The organism is Liquorilactobacillus satsumensis, from assembly GCF_964065465.1.
GTDB classification, from domain to species: Bacteria; Bacillota; Bacilli; order Lactobacillales; family Lactobacillaceae; genus Liquorilactobacillus; species Liquorilactobacillus satsumensis.
In genome coordinates, this window is the sequence record NZ_OZ061606.1 from 1,662,345 (window position 1) to 1,680,288 (window position 17,944).

Sequence of the window (17,944 nt, forward strand, 5' to 3'; positions counted from 1 at the left end):
AATGGAAAGTGGGGTTTTGTTATGATCCTGACAGTTACTATGAATCCTTCAATTGATATGGCTTATTCAATTGAAGATTTAAAAGAAAATACAGTTAATCGGGTTAGTGAAGTTAGAAAAACTGCGGGTGGTAAAGGACTTAATGTTTCTAGAGTTATAAAAATGATGGGGCGTCGCATAGTTGCAACGGGTGCTCTAGGAGGAAACTTTGGGGCTTTTATTGAAGAGCAGTTGGATAAAGAAAAAATTAATCATGCTTTTATTCATATTAAGCAGGAGACAAGAAACTCAATTGCTATTTTGCATGATGGCGGAAAACAAACAGAGATATTGGAAGCTGGACCAGTTCTTACGGCACAAGATGTTTTTCGCTTTTTGGAAAATTATAAAGAGCTTTTGAGCGAAGCAGATGTGGTTACTATATCCGGAAGTCTTCCACAAGGAATAGAAAGTGACTTTTACGCTAAGCTGTCTTCACTGGCTAAGCAAAAAAAAATCAAAGTAATGCTTGATAGTTCAGGAGAATCTTTGAAGCAGACCTTATTAAATAAAGACAAACCTTATCTCATTAAGCCAAATCAAGAAGAGATTAGCGAGCTTTTAAATATTAAGCTTAATGGCAAAGAAAATTCAGAAATATTAATTAAGTACATGTCGAATAAAATTTTTCAAGATGTTGCTTGGATCGTAGTTTCACTAGGTGCAGCAGGCGCAATTGCCAAGCACAATAATAGTTTCTATCGTGTTAAGATTCCCAAGATTCACGTTGAAAATCCAGTTGGTTCTGGAGATGCAACACTTGCTGGGTTAGCGATTGCTATTTCAGAAGGAAAAGATGATGAGGAAACACTCAAAACTGCAATGACCCTAGGGATGCTGAATACTATGGAGAAACAAACTGGTTGTGTAAACAAGAAATTATTTTCGAAATATTTTGGAAAGATTTCTGTAACTAAGTTAGAAGTCGTTAATTTTTAATGATTTCGCAGTCCAGTTATCTAAATGCTGAAGCCTTTCTAAAGTTTCTAAGAGGAGAAATACATGATTCAATTAGAAAATACAAAGTATCGAGTTGGAATAAGTGAATTAGGCGCTGAAATTCAAAGTATTTATAGTTTAGAAGAAAATTTTGATTACATTTGGAATGATAATGGGTTGGGTTTTTGGAAAAGACATGCACCAATTCTTTTTCCAGCGATTGGTCGTTCTTACAATAATGCATACTTATTAAATAATGATATTTATGAAATGCCGCAACATGGTTTTGGCCGTGATCAAAGATTTATGGTTACAAACCAAAGTCATAAAAAGGTTGTATTTGAACTTGAGAATAATGAAAAGACAGAAGAATTGTATCCTTTTGATTTTAAATTGATTGTAGCATATGAACTAAAAGCGGCCGTGGTAAGGGTGACCTTTACAGTGCTTAATCTTGGAGACAAGCCGCTCCCTTTTGCACTAGGAGCACATCCAGGATTTAATGTTCCTTTCAACAACGAAGGAAATTATAGTGACTATCGAATCAGTTTTGATCCAGTACAGGAAAAGTTAAAAAAGTTTGGAATTGCCCCAATCCCATTCCGCAATGGTGAGGTAATACCCCTAAACGAAAGCCAGGATAATACAATTCCCTTGAGTCACCACTTATTTGACAAGGGCTTGATAATTTTGGCTAACCAAGGAATCAAAAATGTTATTCTTTCAAGTTCTAAAACCACACATTTGATTAAAATTACTTTGAGAGATTTTCCTTACGTCGCATTATGGAGTCTGGAAAAAGAAAAAGCCCCGTTTTTATGTATCGAACCCTTTGCAGGGTTGCCTGATATATATGGTAACGAACATGATATTTTCCAAAAGGAAGGAAATACAATTTTGGGAGTTAATGGGGAAAAAACACTCAGTTATCAAATTGCATTAAATTAGCCAATTTAATGCAACGAAGTTAGCCTTTTTGTATAATCCAAGCAAAAAATATTTTAAAAAGCGCTGCGTATTAGAATTTAAAAGAATGTTAGCAATTAAGCTAATGTTCTTTTTTTACTTTGAATTAGCGAGCAACAATTATTTTTTTGTTCGAACAACATACGAATCCATTAAGATTCGAGTCATGATTTGCAGGGGTAGTCGAGAACGAACTTCGTAATCAGGAAAGTAAGTAGTTTCTGATTTAAAACCACAGAAAAGGAGGTCAGCAAGAGTCGCAATTGATGAACTCAAATTGGTTGTGAAAACAATTTTGGTGACTTCTTTTTTCTCCAAAGTTTTTGCAGCTTCAACAAGTTCCGGTGTTTTTCCGTTTAACGAAATGAAAATTGCGACACAATTTGTCGGTATTTTTTTAGCGACTGTCTTAATGATGTTGGGATCGGTTTGTAATTCTGTATATTTGTCAACTAACTGCAATTTCATTTGCAATTCATGGCCGATCGATTCGGATAAACCACGCGCAAAAATATAGACCATCTTTGCGTTCTGAATTTGATGGATAGCATCTTCAATGACATCAATTTCTAAATTTTTGAGAGTATTGTTGAGTTCAGTTTCGTTTTTCATAATAACGGAGCGGATCACACTGTCGGCCTGTCTTAAAATGTTATATTTTGGACCATTTTTTTCTTTACTTAATAATTCATGACGAAAATCAGTATATCCTGAATATCCTTTTTTTTTCATAGTTCGTACGATTGTAGCGGTTGAAACATTGGCATATTCGCTTAATTTAACAATTGACATGTCACCAATTTGATCAATATGGTTCTGAATCAACCCCCACAAATAGTGCTCGGCGCTGCTTAATTTTTTTTCCATTATTTCCTCCTTTAAAAAAGTGTAAACGTTTTTCATAATATAGCCTACCATAATCTGTTCTTGAAAACATTTTCAAAAAAAGATATTTAAACTAAGAAGTATAAAGAAATAATTAATAAAAGAGGAGGAGATGGAAATTGATTTATACAATCACGCTAAATCCAGCGATAGATCTTTTTATTGATACAGAAAAAATGGAACCAAATATAGTTAACCGTACAAAAAAATATGATATTCAGGCCAATGGCAAGGGAATCAATGTCTCGTTTATTTTAAAAGAACTTAATGTGGCGAGTACTGCAGTAGGGGTGGGAAACGGATTTACAGTTAAATATATTCAAGATGAGCTCCAACGCAGTCAGATAGCACATTATTTTGTAGAAAGCCGAGGTATTACTAGGATCAATGTCTTTACACGAGTAAAAAAAGGAGATAAGGAATATAAGTTAGTGAACCCAGGACCAGCAGTTGAACTTGGGGAACAGAAAAAATTGTTGCAGTATTTAAAAGCTAAACTGGGAAAAAATGATGTGATTTGTATTTCTGGCAGCTTTTCGCAAGGAATTGACCCAAAAATTCTTATTAAATTTGCTGAAATCGCAGTTACTAAAAACGCTAAACTTGTTATTGACACAAGTTACCAAGAGGTAATGGATGTGCTTAAGTATCATCCTTGGATTATTAAACCGAATGTAGATGAGATTAAAAGCTGGTTTAAGATCACAGAAACTTTAAACCTTAAACAATTAGCGAAACTAGGGCAAAGATTAATTGATCAAGGAGCACAGTTAGTTTTGATTTCACTTGGAGGCGATGGTGCAATCCTAGTTTCAAGAGACAAAGTGTTTTACGGGAATGCTCCTAAAATAAAAGTTTTAAACACCGCTGGAGCTGGAGATTCAATGCTAGGCACTTTTATCGGTAATTTAAGTAAGCATATTGATACGATAACAGCATTAAAGCGGGCAATTGCAGCTGGAAGTGATGCAGCAAGACAAGAATGGATTACAGATTTTACTACAGCAGAAGAACTGGAGAATGAAATTCAGATTGAGGATATGACTCTTTAAAAAAATTTAACACGCATAAATTTATGTCGAATTAAAAAAATGAACGGAGGAGTAAATATGCCAAAGTATAACATTGTTGCAGCAACTGGCTGTGCGACTGGAATTGCTCATACCTATATGGCACAAGAAGCATTGGAACAGGCTGCTGCCGAAAAAGGTCTCACAATTAAGGTGGAGACTCATGGGCAGACTGGGGTTGAAAATCAATTAACAGCTGCTGATATTGCAGCGGCTGACGCTGTAGTAGTAGCTGCCGATATTGATGTTGATGCGGATCGTTTTGCTGGGAAAAAATTGGTACTTGTGCCCGTTGCACGCGGAATTCACGAGCCAAGCAAATTGATTGAGCGCGCACTGTCTTCAGACACACCGATTTATAAAGCCACTCAAGCAACTAAAAAAGAATCAAAGGCTAATAATTTACAGCAGGCAAATGGAAGCGCTGTTACAAAAATATATACATCGTTGATGAATGGTGTCTCACACATGCTGCCCTTAGTTGTAGCTGGAGGTGTTTTGATAGCTGTATCGTTTTTTTGGGGAATCTATTCGGCGGATCCCAAGTCATCTCAATATAATCAATTTGCATATATGCTGAACACGATTGGAAGTACAACAATGAATTTAATGGTTCCAGTCTTTTGTGCGTATATTGCTGAAGCCATCAGTAAACGTTCTGGATTAATTGTGGGATTTGCTACAGGGATGATTGCTTTCAATAACGGAACCGGTTTCCTTGGAGCAATTGTTGGAGGTTATTTGGCCGGATATACGATTATATTTTTGCAAAAAATTTTGAAACCGCTACCTGATAAAGAATTTCGTGGTCTTAAAGCGATTTTTCTTTATCCAGTATTAGGTGTTTTCATTTCGGGACTAATTATGTGGTTTATTTCAACACCAATGAAGACAATTAATGTTGGAATGATGGACTTTTTGAAGGGTATGCAAAATTCCGATCCTTTAATTTTAGGAATTATTGTTGGATGTATGGCTGCTTCAGATTTTGGCGGGCCAATTAACAAGGCTGCTTATTTAACCGGAACTGCTTTATTAGCTCAAGGCAACTATTATTTTATGGCTGGTGTTTCAGCTGCATGTATCGCTCCGCCACTTGCAACCGGTTTTGCAGTTTTAATGAATCCCAAAGCATATTCAAAAGATGAGCGCAGTGCAGGATATGTCAACTTTTTATTGGGTTCGACACATATTACTGAGGGTGCGATTCCCTTTGCTGCTAAGAATCCGTTATTGAATATTCCAGCATTCATGGTTGGAGCTTCTATTGCGGCGGTTTTATCATATATGTCAAAAATTCAAGTTCCTGCCCCACATGGTGGCTTTATTGTACTGCCGCTGGTAAATCATCCTTTTCTCTGGGTCATCTACATTGTTATAGGAGCAGCTGTTTCGGCGGTTTTACTAGCAATTATTGCCGGCCGTCAAGCTAAAAAACACGGTGGAGTTGTTGCAGGTGGAGGAATGGGAATAATCACTGGTGAAGTTGAAGAGAATAGGTCTGAATCAACTTTACAATCAGCTAAAGAAGACCAGAATCAGGAGTTTGACAATGATTTAAGCGAGATTTTAAAACCGGAGAATATTTTTTTCAATGTTTCTGTCAAAAACCAGCAAGAAGCTTTGCGTTATTTAGCAGAAAAGGCAGTTAAGAGTGGGTTGAGTAGTTCTACAGAAAGTGTATTTCAGAAGTACGTTAAACGTGAAGAGGAGGGATCAACAGGAATGGAAAATGGAATCGCAATTCCGCATGCTCAGGATGCTGCCATTAAAAGTTCAAGTATGATGATTCTTAAATTAAAAAATCCAGTTAGTTGGAATACGTTTGATGGAAAACCAGTAGATTTAATTATTTCATTTTTAATTCCTGTTCAAGATAATGGGGCACATCTGCGTTATTTATCAAGTACTGCCAAGCTGTTAATGCATCAAGATTTTGTTGCTAAGCTAAGATCTAGCAAACATAGCGATGAAATTGTGGAACTGTTTAAGAAATTTTCAGTATAAGAAGAGGGGAAAATAAAAATGAATGAAACTAAAAAAGAATGTTTAAAGAAAATAGTTAATGATGATGGGATAATCGCTGCTGTAGCAATCGACCAACGAGGTTCTTTAAAAAAGATGCTGGCTGATGCAGCAAGCAAAGAAAATAGAAAGCTGGATATTACTGAATTCAAGAAATTAATTTCAAGTGAATTAACTCCGTATGCTTCGGCAATTTTGCTTGATCCAGAATACGGATTACCAGCTTCAAAAGTGCGTGCCGCTAATGCTGGATTGCTTATAGCCTATGAAAAAACAGGGTATGATACAACGACACCTGGTAGGATGCCAGATTTGTTAGCTGAGTGGTCAGCTTTGCGTTTGAAGGAGGTAGGAGCCGATGCAATTAAATTTATGCTGTACTATGATGTGGATGAGGAAGAAAAAATTAATCGTAAAAAACGTGCCTTTGTTGAACGAATTGGGGCTGAAACTGCTAATGCCGGATTACCCTTTTTCTTAGAACTGATGTCATATGATGCAAATATCAGTGATACTAAGAGTAGTGAATATGCACGAATTAAACCGCATAAAGTAATTGAAATGGTTAAGGAGTTTGCTAACAGCCGTTATCAAGTAGATGTGCTAAAAGTTGAAGTTCCGGTAAACATGGAGTTTGTAGCTGGTTATAATGATACCAATACTCCTGTTTATACTGCTGAAGTCGCTGCTTCCTATTTTAAAAAACAAGCAGTAGCAGCTGGAAAAGTCCCATTTATTTTTCTAAGTGCGGGTGTCAGTGCACAATTATTTCAAAAGACTTTGAAATTTGCGGCTAATGCTGGTTCGAATTTTAACGGTGTCTTATGTGGAAGGGCAACTTGGAAGGGGGCAATTGAAGCATTCGCACAAGGCGGTGAGAATGCTGGAAAGCAATGGTTGCAAAGTGAAGGAAAGCAGAATATAGAAGAATTAAATGAAGTTTTAAAAAGTAACGCAACACCTTTATTTGACAAGATTAAGCTATAAAATTTAAAAAATATAAAATGCGAAATAATGAGGTTCGATTTTTACAATACAGTTTTATAAGAAGTACAGAGTTTTTGAAGGGTGTTAGTGTTTAGACAATTTAGGTTTTAAGCTAAATTTGGGAAAATATTGAATGATCGTTAAGTAAGGAAGCTGCTAGCGAAATATACTAGAAGCTTCCTTTTTAGTAGTCATGCTAAAAGAGTGGTAAAAATGGTGAATTGCGTTAAGTTGGTCTATGTTAAAAGAAGTGAATCAGCCAGTAACACTTAAAACACGGAATTTATGGGTGTAATTTATTTTTAAATTATCTGTTAGGAAAATTTTAGCACCGTCATCGATAAGCAATACTTTTAAAGGGCTACTTAAGCTGGTTTCAAAAATAAATGCTGAATTAGTTCGCAGTTTTGTTGGTCTTAAAAACCTTTTCCGTAAGGCCTATTTTTTTAGAGAAGAATAGGTATGCTAGAAGCGTAAGACAGCTAAAGCTACAAGCATAAAGAAAAGCGGTTAACTTGGTGTCAGGAATGTAAAAATGCATACTTCCCAACTTAATAAAAACGACTCCGAAGAAGAATGCCAAGTTAAACAAGCAAATTGAAAATAAAGCAGAAAAATGAATAATAAATTGTTTTCCAAGTTTGTGGTAAGTAAGCAGGCAAATCATCAAAAAAGCAACTGCAGTAGCAATAATTGCTCCCATCCCTTGCAGCCAGTAAACTAACGGAAATTGCAAAATTATTTTCACTAATAAACCGCTTAGTAGATATGTCATTGCCTTTTTACTATAATGCAGGGCCTGTAGGAGTGTTAAGCCATTAATTGCAATCGCCATAAAAACGCTTTGCCAGATATTAAAAAATAGGAAAGCAGCTCCTTGATTACTGAAAAAGTAAAACAAACCATTAATTTCTGGTGACAGCGTGCTTAGAACAATTGTGATCGGTAAAAGAATAAAAAATAAATAATTGAGATTTTCAGATAAAAGTTTTTGCACCCCTTTTTTATCGTTTATTGAGTTTTTAGCAGCTAGTAAAGGTAAGCTGCTTTCGGCTACAGCGGTCGCTAATGCGATCACCAGTGCGGTGATTTTTGCCGGATTGGCAGAAAAAGCTGTATACATATTTTGTGTATACTCGGCGGAAAAATTTAATAAATTTTGTAAAATTTGTTTGAAGAAAAGCTGATCGATTGTTTGGCAAAGATTGATTCCGGCGCCCACAACCACAAAAGGAATTGACTCATAAGCGATCAGCAATAAAATTTTTTTCAGATTATGCAGATTAGCTTTTTTACTATTTCTCTGTAATTCACGGTAATTAGGCAGCATTTTGTGGAAATGCCAAATCAAGTATGTGTAACTGGCAAGCGCGCCGATAAACGCAGCGAAAACACTAAAATAGACTGCTACAACGTAACCGACTTGAAACTTATAAATTAAAATATAAGTAGACGATAAAATGAAAATTACGCGCAAGAGTTGTTCCCATAACTGTGAAATTCCAAAAGGTTTCAGATCTTGATTGCCCTGAAACCATCCGCGCAAGACACTCATTGACGGCAAAATAGCGATGGCCGGTGTCATACTTCTGATGGCGGTAATTGAAGCTTGTTGGGAAACAACGGGGCTATTTCTTGCAAAGAAAGGGGCACTGGCGTACAAGCTGATTGCAAAAATAAAGCCTGAAAAACCCATCAAAATGAGTCCAAGCCTGAATATTTTTTTGCTATTTTCAAATTCTTGATTACCATTGTACATGGCAACTCGCCGTGCAATAGCTGAAGGAAAACCAGCCATTCCTAGCGATAAAAAAATTGCATAGATATTATAAGTAGAGTTAAAAAGTGCTTGCGCTGCATTAATATTATGTTCCGATCCCATCATGGATAACCACGGAATTAAATAAATGACTCCTAATGCTTTGGAAAAAGTACTTCCAAATGAAAGCCAAAAGGAACCTGACAAAATTTTTTTGTTCACTAAATTACACCTGTTTTTTAATTTTTATTTTTAATTTCAAGATCGCTTTTCTTAGAAAACTTGTGTTACTCAAATAATAATTTAGACTGATTTTTATTTGAGTAAATTAAGACATGAAGGCATCTAAGCATTAAAAACATTCAGTTTATTTTAGTCTGCTTAGACAAGCATGTAAAGGTCTATTGCCAGTCTTTGTCTTGGTATTGACTTGCTTCGGTGTACAATAAAGCAAGCGGACTTTGTTGAACGTCACTTATCATCAGGAAAGTAGCACAATGAGCGTACAGAAAGGTTGGTTTTGCAATTGGTTTTGACAAATAAAACACCCGAAAAACAAGTAAATTCACTGTTTGATCGAGTAGCGCCCCAGTATGATCTGATGAACGATTGGATCAGTTTAGGGACCCAAAAAAGATGGCGCGAAAAAACAATGAAAAAGATGGCAATCAAAGCTGGAGCACAGGCACTGGACTTGTGTTGCGGGACGGGTGCGTGGACTACGTTGTTAGCGCAAGCTGCGGATAAAGAAGGTCATGTGACCGGCATTGATTTTAGTGCTGAAATGCTTAAAATTGCAAAAAAAAAGATACGAGCGGCACAGTTGGAAAAACAAGTAACTTTAGTACAGGGAAACGTCATGAAATTAAATTATCCGGATAATTACTTTGACGTAGTAACAATTGGTTTTGGGTTACGCAATGTGCCGGATGCTAATCAGGTTCTGCGTGAAATGGTCAGAGTTGCGAAACCTGGGGCGATGATTGCTTGTCTAGAGACATCACATCCGACTAATCCAATTGTGACGCTTGGTTGGAAGGGGTATCTGCAGCTGGTTCCACTGATTGCCAGACTTAAAGGAAATAATTACAGTGATTATAACTATTTGCACAAAACAGCAATCGGTTTTGCAACGCCGCAGCAGTTGAAAGCAATGTTTATTGCTGCTGGGGCACAGAATGTTGAATACGAACTTTTTAATTTAGGCGCAGGCGCTTTACACATTGGATATAAGGTGCATTAAAGGTAAAAAATTGACATGATAGTGAGTCATTTTACTGTTTTATTGGGGCTGTTTATGGTAAAAATTTAGATGGAAGGATGTTTTAGATAGCATTCTTTGTAAGCGTATACTTTTACGGGCTCAAGTTTATTTAGAAGGAGTAGTGAAGGAAATGAAAAAAATTATCAACAGTCCACAAGACGTTGTTCCTGAGATGGTCGATGGGCTTGTACGCTCGTATCCAGAGTATTTGAAGCAGATTCCGGAAACAGAAGCAGTGGTTCGCAGTGACCAAGCATCAATGAAGGGAAAAGTTGGACTCGTTAGTGGCGGTGGCAGCGGACATGAACCGACACATGCAGGTTTTGTAGGCAAAGGCATGTTGAGTGCGGCAGTTTGTGGGCAGGTCTTTACCTCACCAACTCCAGATCAGATTTATGCAGCAATTAAAGCGGTTAATCAGGGTAAAGGAGTTTTTCTGGTAATCAAGAATTACTCTGGGGATGTTATGAATTTTGAAATGGCACGTGATATGGCCGAAATGGATGGAATTGCGGTCAAAGAGATCATTGTTGATGATGATATTGCCGTTGAAAACAGCTTATATACACAAGGAAAAAGAGGAGTTGCTGGCACTGTACTTATGCATAAGCTGCTAGGAGCTGCAGCAGATCAAGGTGCAAGCCTGGACGAACTTGAGACGCTGGCTAAAAAAGCTTTGCCCCATATTAGTACAATTGCGGTTGCATTATCTGCGGCAACTGTTCCGGAAGTGGGGAAGCCTGGTTTTGAGTTAGCAGACGATGAGATTGAATATGGGGTTGGAATTCATAGTGAACCTGGATATCGACGTGAAAAGATCAAGCCTTCCAAGGAGTTGGTGGCTGAACTGCTTTCTAAAATCGATGAAGTTCAGCATTTGGATGCAACCCATCAGTACGCACTTTTGATAAATGGGATGGGCGCAACACCTTTGATGGAACAATATATTTTCAGCCATGATGTTTTAAATAAATTAGCTGAAAAAAACATTACGCCGGTCTTTACCAAGGTTGGAAATTACATGACGTCAATTGATATGGCAGGGATTTCGCTGACTATTTTTGAATTATCAGAGCAAAAGTGGCTTGAATATCTGAATTATCCAGTTGCAACTGTTGCTTGGTAAACGTAGTAGGCAAAGGAGGAAGCAGGAATGCTGACAGTTGAATTAACGAAAAAATGGATGGAACTTTTTTATGCTCAAATTGATCAGGAAAAAGCGTACTTAAGTGAGTTAGATACTCCGATCGGTGACGGCGACCATGGTAACAATATGAAACGCGGCGTCGATGGCGTTAAAGACAGTTTGGCTAAACTCAAGGATCCAACGCTAAAAGAAACACTAAGAACGATTGCAATGGCATTGATTAGCAAAGTGGGTGGAGCTTCTGGGCCTTTATATGGAACGGCTTTTTTAGAAATGGCGAAAAAATGTGACGAATCACAAGAACCGGCTATCTTGTTTGCAGCTGCGTTAGAGGGAATTAAGAAACGCGGCGGGGCCAAAGAAGGCGACAAGACAATGGTTGACGTCTGGGCCCCAACTGTAAAGGCACTTACTGACGGGAGTTTTGGAACTGAACAAATTAAGCAGGCAGTTGCAAGTACAAAAGAAATGATTGCGCGTAAAGGAAGAGCATCATATTTGGGAGAACGTTCGGTGGGTCATCTTGATCCAGGGGCGATGTCGAGCGGGTATCTGTTTGAGACCTTTATCGCAGCAGGAGGTGTAAAATGACCAAAAAGATCGGAATCGTAATTGTTTCTCATGTACCAGAAATAGCGGCTGGGATTCCACGCTTGCTGGAACAAGTTGCCGCGGACGTAGCGCTTACGTTTGCAGGCGGTACTGACGCAGGAGAAGTTGGAACAAGTGCCACGAAGATTGTGACTGCTTTCGAGCAAAATGAGGCAGCTGAGTTACTGGCATTCTATGACCTTGGTAGTGCGAAGATGAACCTCGAACTTGCAATCGAAATGTCTGATAAAAAGGTTCACCTTTATGATACGGCGCTGCTTGAAGGGGCGTATACAGCTGCCACTCTCTTGCAGGCGGATGTACCGTTGACAGAGATTGAAAAGCAGTTGGCACCTTTGAAGATCAAATAAGGAGGATGGCGATATGGAAGGTTTTTGGGGAGAATTGCTGGGGACAGCAGTTTTAATAATTTTTGGTGTTGGTTGTGGCGCTGGAGTTAACTTGAAGAAGACATATGCGCATGCACAGAATTGGATGTTTATCTCACTGGCTTGGGGTATGGCAGTTACTTTTGGTGTTTACGTTGCTGGTCACTTTGGTTCGCAAGGGCACTTAAATCCTGCAGTCACAATTGGCTTTGCAGTCTTTGGCTTTTTCCCTTGGAATGAAGTTTTTCCATACCTGCTGGGTCAGTTTTTAGGTGCTTTTATTGGAGCGGTAATCGTTATTATTCAGTATTACCCGCATTTTAAAGCCACGAAAACTGCTGCAGATGGCAATATGGTTGGAATTTTTGCAACCGCTCCTGCAATTAAAAATCCAACTTTTAATTTTCTGAGTGAAGTGATCGCAACTTGTGCATTTATCTTCACCTTATTGAACCTAGGTGATTTTACGCAGGGGCTAAAACCTGTGATTGTGGGATTATTAATTACAGTGGTTGGACAAGCGCTGGGGGGCACAACCGGTTTTGCGCTTAATCCTGCACGTGACTGGGCACCACGGTTTGCCTATACAGTTTTGCCTGTACCAAATAAAACCGATCCTAACTGGTCGTATGCCTGGGTACCTTTTCTCGGACCGCTTGTGGGAGGAATTTTGGCAGCAGGATTGGAAGCTGTTTTAATTTAGAATTTAATTTTTAAGCAGTAATTTTAAAATTCGAGTGGGTCGTTCGCTTTTTTCACCTTTGCGATATTAGCGCAGGTTGAAAAAAGCGGGCGGCCTATTTGCATGTGTTTTGAAAAATTGAAAATTAGTAGGGTGCCAGCGGTTAGTTAATGATATACTTTTGAAAGTTAGTTTTTTACAAAAAATAAAAGAGCTTTAAAGCAAGGATAGGGAAATGAACAAGAAAATAGCAGTAATGCTGCTGACAATGGTTATATTTTTATCAGGAGGTTCACTTGTCAAAGCAGCTGAAAGCCAAACAACAGCACTGCAAGTGAGCTACCAAATTGAAGATTTTGACAATAAACAACACTCAGATGCAAGCAACTTTTTCACGGGGAATGCAAAAATTGTTGTTACCCAGGATCGTTATATTGTGACCTTAGATTTAAACAAAGAAGATGTGCTTTCAAGCCTGACTATTAATGGGCAACAACTGCAATTACCAGCGAAGACGGAAGCGGGACACACGCCGCAGGTTTCCTTTTTGGTCCAAGATTTCAGTGCTCCGCTTGAAGGTCAACTACAGACAAGCGTTGCAGGACAAGTAAAAAGCGTACATTTTTTAATGATTTTCGATACCACTGAATTGCCACAACCGGCTGCTGCGGCATCATCCGCGGCTGCAATTATCCCTGATAGCAGGACTACGACTGCCCCAACCAGCGACTCAACGATGCAAAGCAGTCAAGCTTCAGCTGTGCTGGAGAGTGAGAGTACAAAAAGCAGTCAGTTGACTAGCACAGTTTCTGCTACAACAGGTAGTAGCACTTTTAAAGCGACATTAGGTTCTGCGATGGCTGCAAAAGTATTTGACAAGCAGGAAGATGCGGTTGTTGCCCAAGCTGAAAGCACGCAAAAAGAAGCGCCGCAGACATTTGCAGTCACAAGTGCCAGTACGCTAGCGAAGGCTGCAGCAAGTTCGACGGGAACCAGTAGTCAAGTAGTTTCAACTAGTACCCAGCAGCGGCAGGCTCCAAAGCAAACTGATCAACAAGACGGAAAGAAACTTTTTTTTATCTTAGCAATTGTTGGCGGACTTGCAATTGGTGTACGGACGTTGTTAACAAATAAACAAAAATTCTGATTAAGCAGGATACGCAGTGTTTCCAATTCATATTACTAGCTATTAGAGATCGCTTTCACCTATAATTAGAATAGAACTTAGGGGAAAGAATGGAGGCGCAGTTGTGAAAAGAACAAGTAATCGAATTAGTTTTTGGACGAAACTGTCTTTGCTTCTTTCTCTCGGACAACTTTTGCTAGCAATTAGCAAGGAGTTAGGCGAAAGGCGCAAACGTAAAGGTCACTAAAAAATTGCGGTTACTAAGGAAAAAGGGGGAATTATTGTGGAAGCTTTGAAGGCAATTTTTAAATTTATGGTAGCAAGTACATTGATCGTGGGGGGCGTTTTGATCGGTGTGACTGTGTTTGCTTCTAAGAAGATCGACAGTTTTGGTGATAAGTTGCAAGATCTTCTTCATAAAAATAATTAGAATTTAAAAAAAGAGAATGTGACATAAGTCGGGAAAATTTGAGTACTAACTCGAAATTACGAACAGAGCGAGTACTTTGCTATGAGTAATTCGCAGTTAGACGGAGAATTTTGACTTATGGAACACGTTTATCCGGAATAAAAGAGGGGCTGCGACAAAATTTAACTTTTGTCACAGCCTTTTTGTTTGTCATAGCCCTTGCGTAAACCTCAAATTACCGTTCTTCAAAATCCGGTTATGGTACATAATTGTTGGTCCTCAAAGTTTGCTAGTCGCAGTTGCACTTCCACTTTTATTTTTATTTTAATTATGTATACTTTAAAGATAAAAGTAAGCTTGAAGAAGGGTATATGTTTTTTGACAGGAGGGTTAAAGAAGATGGGAGAAACTGAGAAGGGGTATCTGGTGGTGGCAGAAGATCTATCCGCGCTTGGTGGATTATCAACGACTGCCGCATACCCCATATTAGCTGCACAAGATGTGCCAGTTGCGCTCCTCCCAACTGGAATTATGTCAACACAAAGTGAAGGCTTTGGAGTGCCTGTAAAGCTTGCAACCGCTTCTTGGATTGCTGCCACCTTGAAACACTGGCAAGACCAGCACGTGCCATTGCATGGAGCTTTATTAGGCTATATTGACAGTGAAGAAGTTAGTAAAATTTTACATGCGTTTTTGACAAAGGTTCCCTTGAAGTTAGTTATAATCGATCCGGTGCTGGCTGATGAAGGGCTTTTTTATCCAGAATTAACAGCTAATCAAGTGCACCGCACCATTAAATTACTCAGACATGCAGATTTTAGCACTCCGAATGTAACGGAAGCATGTTTTTTAACTGGAGAAAGGTATCTGGAAAAGCCAACTGTGATACAGCAAAAGCAATTATTGCAAAAAATCCAATTGTTAATGAAACCAACTGGACGTGCAGTCATCACGGGCATTCGCACGGATGATCGGATTGGATGTGCGTGGCTTGAAAATGGTGAAGTAAAACATTTCTTTTTACCTCAGATGAAAGGTCATTTTTATGGGAGTGGGGATGCCTTTGCAGCTGTTCTAACTGGCCAGCTTTGGAATGGAGCTTCACTCACGCAAGCCGTTTGCACTGCGACTCAAGTAACCTATAATGCTTTACAACAAGTTGTACATGCAAAAAGGCCAAGGCAATATGGGTTGAAAATAGCACCGCTGATAAGGGAACTACTTACTAAAAAGCAGAAATAAGCAGTTTACATTATGTTAATTAATGCTACAATAACAGTTAAAATTACAAAATGATTAGTCTAAGATGAGAGTTGTGTTTTGTGACTAGGGGGGCCAAAAATGAAACAAAATGGATTAAAAAGAGTAATCTTGTTAGCAATTTTAATTGCAGTCAATGTGGGTATTGCGCGAATTTTTTTGATACCATTACCCATGACACATGGTAATATTAACTTATGTGATGCTGGAATTTTCATTGCTGCATTATTATTGGGGCGTTCTGCCGGTGCGCTTGTAGGCGGACTTAGCGGACTATTATTAGACTTAATCTCGGGCTTCCCGCAATATATGCTCTTTTCGCTTGTAGTTCATGGACTCGAAGGGTATTTAGCTGGAAGAATTGGAGAACGTGCGACCAAATATTCAGCATGGATTGGTTTATTTGTCGGCATAGTTGTAATGGTTGGCGGTTATCTGCTTAGTGATAGTTTGATGTATACTTTTGCTACTGGGATTGTGGGAGTTCCTTTAAACATCGTCCAAGGGTTTGCGGGCGCATTTGTAGCATTGCCGGTTTACTATCGTTTAGGCAGTCGTGTTTTTAGTAGTAGGTAGCAAATAACACTCAAAGAAATTAAGCTACGAACGTAACCTCAACAGGAAGCGTTCGTAATTTGTGCCTTTGTAATTTGAACCTTAGTCTACGGCGGCAAACGCTGACTGTCACAACTAATTGTAATCGTGTTCCAGCCAGCCCCCGCCTATGTCTAAGGCTAAATTACGTGTAACCAAGCCCGGGTTACTTTGTAATTTGAACCTTAGTTTACGGCGGCAAACGCTGACTGTCACAACTAATTGTAATCGTGTTCCAGCCAGCCCCCGCCTATGTCTAAGGCTAAATTACGTGTAACCAAGCCCGGGTTACTTTGTAATTTGAACCTTAGTCTACGGCGGCAAACGCTAGCTGTCACAACTAATCATCAGAAAGAAGCGAAAAAAATGGCAACTGAGATTGAAAAACTCGTTTTACCAGATGGAAAACTTGAAACTGAGTTAACAATTAGAAAAGAATATGGACAGAATAAATATACCCAAGAGATTATTGATGGCAATACGCCGGCTGCCGTAGTTCGTGTAAAAAGCATCGCGGATGTGCAGGCGGTTTTGCGCTATGCCAATGAACGAAGAATTGCTGTTACAGCTTTTGGAGCAGGGACCTCAATTGTTAATGGTTCAGCAGGTCAAAATGAAGGAATTGTCCTTGATCTTTCAGGTTTGAATGAAATTATTGAGATCAATATTCCAGATCAATATGCAATCGTACAAGCGGGGGTCTTGAATGGTGTACTCGATGCCCAAGTGCGGCAGCAAGGCTACTTTTTTGCACCTGATCCGGGATCGAAGCCAATCAGTTCAGTTGGTGGGAACATCGCTACTGACGCAGGCGGCATGAGTTCTTTAAAGTATGGGACTACCAAACAATCTGTCATTGGACTCAAAGTAGTACTTGCAGACGGTTCACTTGTTGAAATGGGGAGCCGCTGCTTCAAAGACAATGTTGGTTATGATTTAACCGACCTTTTTGTGGGTTCTGAAGGAACATTAGGGATTATTGTGGAAGCCACTGTCAGGATCTTACCATTGCCTTTTGGCACACCGACTACGGGTTTAGCTACTTTTGCCAGTATGAAGGAACTTAGTGTTGCAGTTGAAAAAATTTCTGCAAGCGGCTTGGCACCTTCTTTGATGGAGGCACTGAATAGTACTTCCATTGAAGCCTTGGATCGACTGGAACAAACAGATTTAGGAAAAGGGAACGCAGCAGCGTTATTAATTTTTCAACTTGATGTAACTCCCCAAGGTGCGGTTGAGGCGCTCAAAAAGATACTCCATGAAAACAATGCACTGCACGTATCGGTTACCACAGAAAAGGACTACGCCCAGAAGATTATCAAAATTCGCCAAGACTATTATCAAGCAGAGGCAGCGTATGGTCGTTTAATAGTTGAAGATGTGGCAGTTCCGCTCTCAAAATTACCGGCATTAGCTGAATTTGTTGATCAATTGACATTCCAGACACCAGTCAAGGCTTTCCTCGGCGGACATGCAGGAGACGGAAATTTTCATCCTAATATTGCTATTCCACGTGAGTTAAATGCCATTCCTGCAGATGTTAAGGCGGCTATTAAGAAAATTTTTGCCTATGTTCAGTCAATTGGAGGAACGATTTCTGCCGAACATGGAATTGGTGACCTGAAAGATGAATGGGTTTTGCCACAATTAGGACAACAGTTAGTGACATTACAAAAAAAGGTAAAGCATACGTTTGATCCTAATAATATTCTGAATCCCGGACGTAAGGTCTGAGAATTTTTGTGAAAAATTTAAAAGAATAAAAGCAGCTTGCAAAATTCGGACTCCTTGAGTCTTTAGTGATGCAAGCTG

At 39.0% G+C, this 17,944-nt stretch carries 18 protein-coding genes; 16 read left to right on the forward strand and 2 right to left on the reverse strand.

The genetic code is table 11. The features are described 5' to 3' along the window. Positions 1–21 precede the first annotated feature (21 nt). Positions 22–978: a hexose kinase gene (locus tag AB3Y88_RS07710; RefSeq protein WP_054757189.1), complete on the forward strand. Its 957-nt coding sequence runs from the start codon at positions 22–24 to the stop codon at positions 976–978. A 63-nt stretch (positions 979–1,041) separates the two neighbouring features. Then, positions 1,042–1,926 carry an aldose 1-epimerase family protein gene (locus AB3Y88_RS07715; protein WP_056960461.1) on the forward strand — a complete coding sequence of 295 codons (885 nt, stop codon included), beginning with the start codon at positions 1,042–1,044 and terminating at the stop codon, positions 1,924–1,926. A gap of 138 nt (positions 1,927–2,064) precedes the next feature. Here the strand turns inward: AB3Y88_RS07715 and AB3Y88_RS07720 are convergent, their stop codons facing one another. Further along, the gene (locus AB3Y88_RS07720; protein WP_056960459.1) at positions 2,065–2,811 is read right to left on the reverse strand and encodes a MurR/RpiR family transcriptional regulator; all 747 of its coding nucleotides are present in this window, start codon (positions 2,809–2,811) and stop codon (positions 2,065–2,067) included. 137 nt (positions 2,812–2,948) lie between these two features. Here AB3Y88_RS07720 and pfkB point away from each other — a divergent pair, with 137 nt between their 5' ends. The 3 genes from pfkB to AB3Y88_RS07735 are packed head-to-tail and all read left to right on the forward strand — an operon-like array spanning position 2,949 to position 6,911. After that, the gene (gene pfkB / locus AB3Y88_RS07725; protein ID WP_228888751.1) at positions 2,949–3,881 is read left to right on the forward strand and encodes a 1-phosphofructokinase; all 933 of its coding nucleotides are present in this window, start codon (positions 2,949–2,951) and stop codon (positions 3,879–3,881) included. 57 nt (positions 3,882–3,938) lie between these two features. Next, complete coding sequence (locus AB3Y88_RS07730; protein WP_056960455.1) at positions 3,939–5,906, forward strand: fructose-specific PTS transporter subunit EIIC; 1,968 nt, start codon at positions 3,939–3,941, stop codon at positions 5,904–5,906. A gap of 18 nt (positions 5,907–5,924) precedes the next feature. Next, entirely contained in the window at positions 5,925–6,911 is a 987-nt protein-coding gene (locus tag AB3Y88_RS07735; protein WP_228888753.1) for a tagatose 1,6-diphosphate aldolase, read from the forward strand. A 394-nt stretch (positions 6,912–7,305) separates the two neighbouring features. On the opposite strand, the gene AB3Y88_RS07740 is transcribed toward AB3Y88_RS07735, so the two are convergent. Then, positions 7,306–8,892, reverse strand: a complete 1,587-nt coding sequence (locus AB3Y88_RS07740; RefSeq protein ID WP_228888756.1) for a polysaccharide biosynthesis protein — start codon at positions 8,890–8,892, stop codon at positions 7,306–7,308. Positions 8,893–9,196: 304 nt separating this feature from the next. On the opposite strand from AB3Y88_RS07740, the gene AB3Y88_RS07745 reads away from it, so the two are divergent. The 11 genes from AB3Y88_RS07745 (at position 9,197) to AB3Y88_RS07795 (ending at position 17,866) form a co-directional block, all read left to right on the forward strand. Next, positions 9,197–9,913, forward strand: a complete 717-nt coding sequence (locus tag AB3Y88_RS07745; protein WP_228888841.1) for a demethylmenaquinone methyltransferase — start codon at positions 9,197–9,199, stop codon at positions 9,911–9,913. A gap of 151 nt (positions 9,914–10,064) precedes the next feature. After that, positions 10,065–11,060 (forward strand): dihydroxyacetone kinase subunit DhaK, encoded by a 996-nt coding sequence (gene dhaK, locus AB3Y88_RS07750; protein ID WP_228888758.1) that lies wholly within the window; start codon positions 10,065–10,067, stop codon positions 11,058–11,060. Between the two features lie 27 nt (positions 11,061–11,087). Continuing rightward, a complete protein-coding gene (gene dhaL / locus AB3Y88_RS07755) occupies positions 11,088–11,672 on the forward strand; it encodes a dihydroxyacetone kinase subunit DhaL (protein WP_056960446.1) in 585 nt (194 codons plus the stop codon). Continuing rightward, a complete protein-coding gene (gene dhaM, locus AB3Y88_RS07760; protein ID WP_056960444.1) occupies positions 11,669–12,043 on the forward strand; it encodes a dihydroxyacetone kinase phosphoryl donor subunit DhaM in 375 nt (124 codons plus the stop codon). Before dhaL ends, dhaM begins: the two co-directional genes overlap by 4 nt. A 13-nt stretch (positions 12,044–12,056) precedes the next feature. Continuing rightward, entirely contained in the window at positions 12,057–12,764 is a 708-nt protein-coding gene (locus AB3Y88_RS07765; RefSeq protein WP_228888760.1) for an MIP/aquaporin family protein, read from the forward strand. Positions 12,765–12,978: 214 nt separating this feature from the next. Then, positions 12,979–13,890, forward strand: a complete 912-nt coding sequence (locus AB3Y88_RS07770) for a hypothetical protein (protein ID WP_228888762.1) — start codon at positions 12,979–12,981, stop codon at positions 13,888–13,890. 103 nt (positions 13,891–13,993) lie between these two features. Then, positions 13,994–14,116, forward strand: coding sequence for a hypothetical protein (locus AB3Y88_RS07775; RefSeq protein ID WP_261907551.1), 123 nt, complete (start codon positions 13,994–13,996; stop codon positions 14,114–14,116). Between the two features lie 36 nt (positions 14,117–14,152). Further along, entirely contained in the window at positions 14,153–14,299 is a 147-nt protein-coding gene (locus AB3Y88_RS07780) for a hypothetical protein (RefSeq protein WP_156653485.1), read from the forward strand. 378 nt (positions 14,300–14,677) lie between these two features. Further along, positions 14,678–15,520, forward strand: a complete 843-nt coding sequence (locus AB3Y88_RS07785) for a PfkB family carbohydrate kinase (RefSeq protein WP_261909464.1) — start codon at positions 14,678–14,680, stop codon at positions 15,518–15,520. A gap of 99 nt (positions 15,521–15,619) precedes the next feature. Further along, positions 15,620–16,114 carry an ECF transporter S component gene (locus AB3Y88_RS07790; protein ID WP_056960438.1) on the forward strand — a complete coding sequence of 165 codons (495 nt, stop codon included), beginning with the start codon at positions 15,620–15,622 and terminating at the stop codon, positions 16,112–16,114. 384 nt (positions 16,115–16,498) lie between these two features. Beyond that, positions 16,499–17,866: an FAD-binding oxidoreductase gene (locus AB3Y88_RS07795; protein WP_228888775.1), complete on the forward strand. Its 1,368-nt coding sequence runs from the start codon at positions 16,499–16,501 to the stop codon at positions 17,864–17,866. Positions 17,867–17,944: the final 78 nt, after the last annotated feature.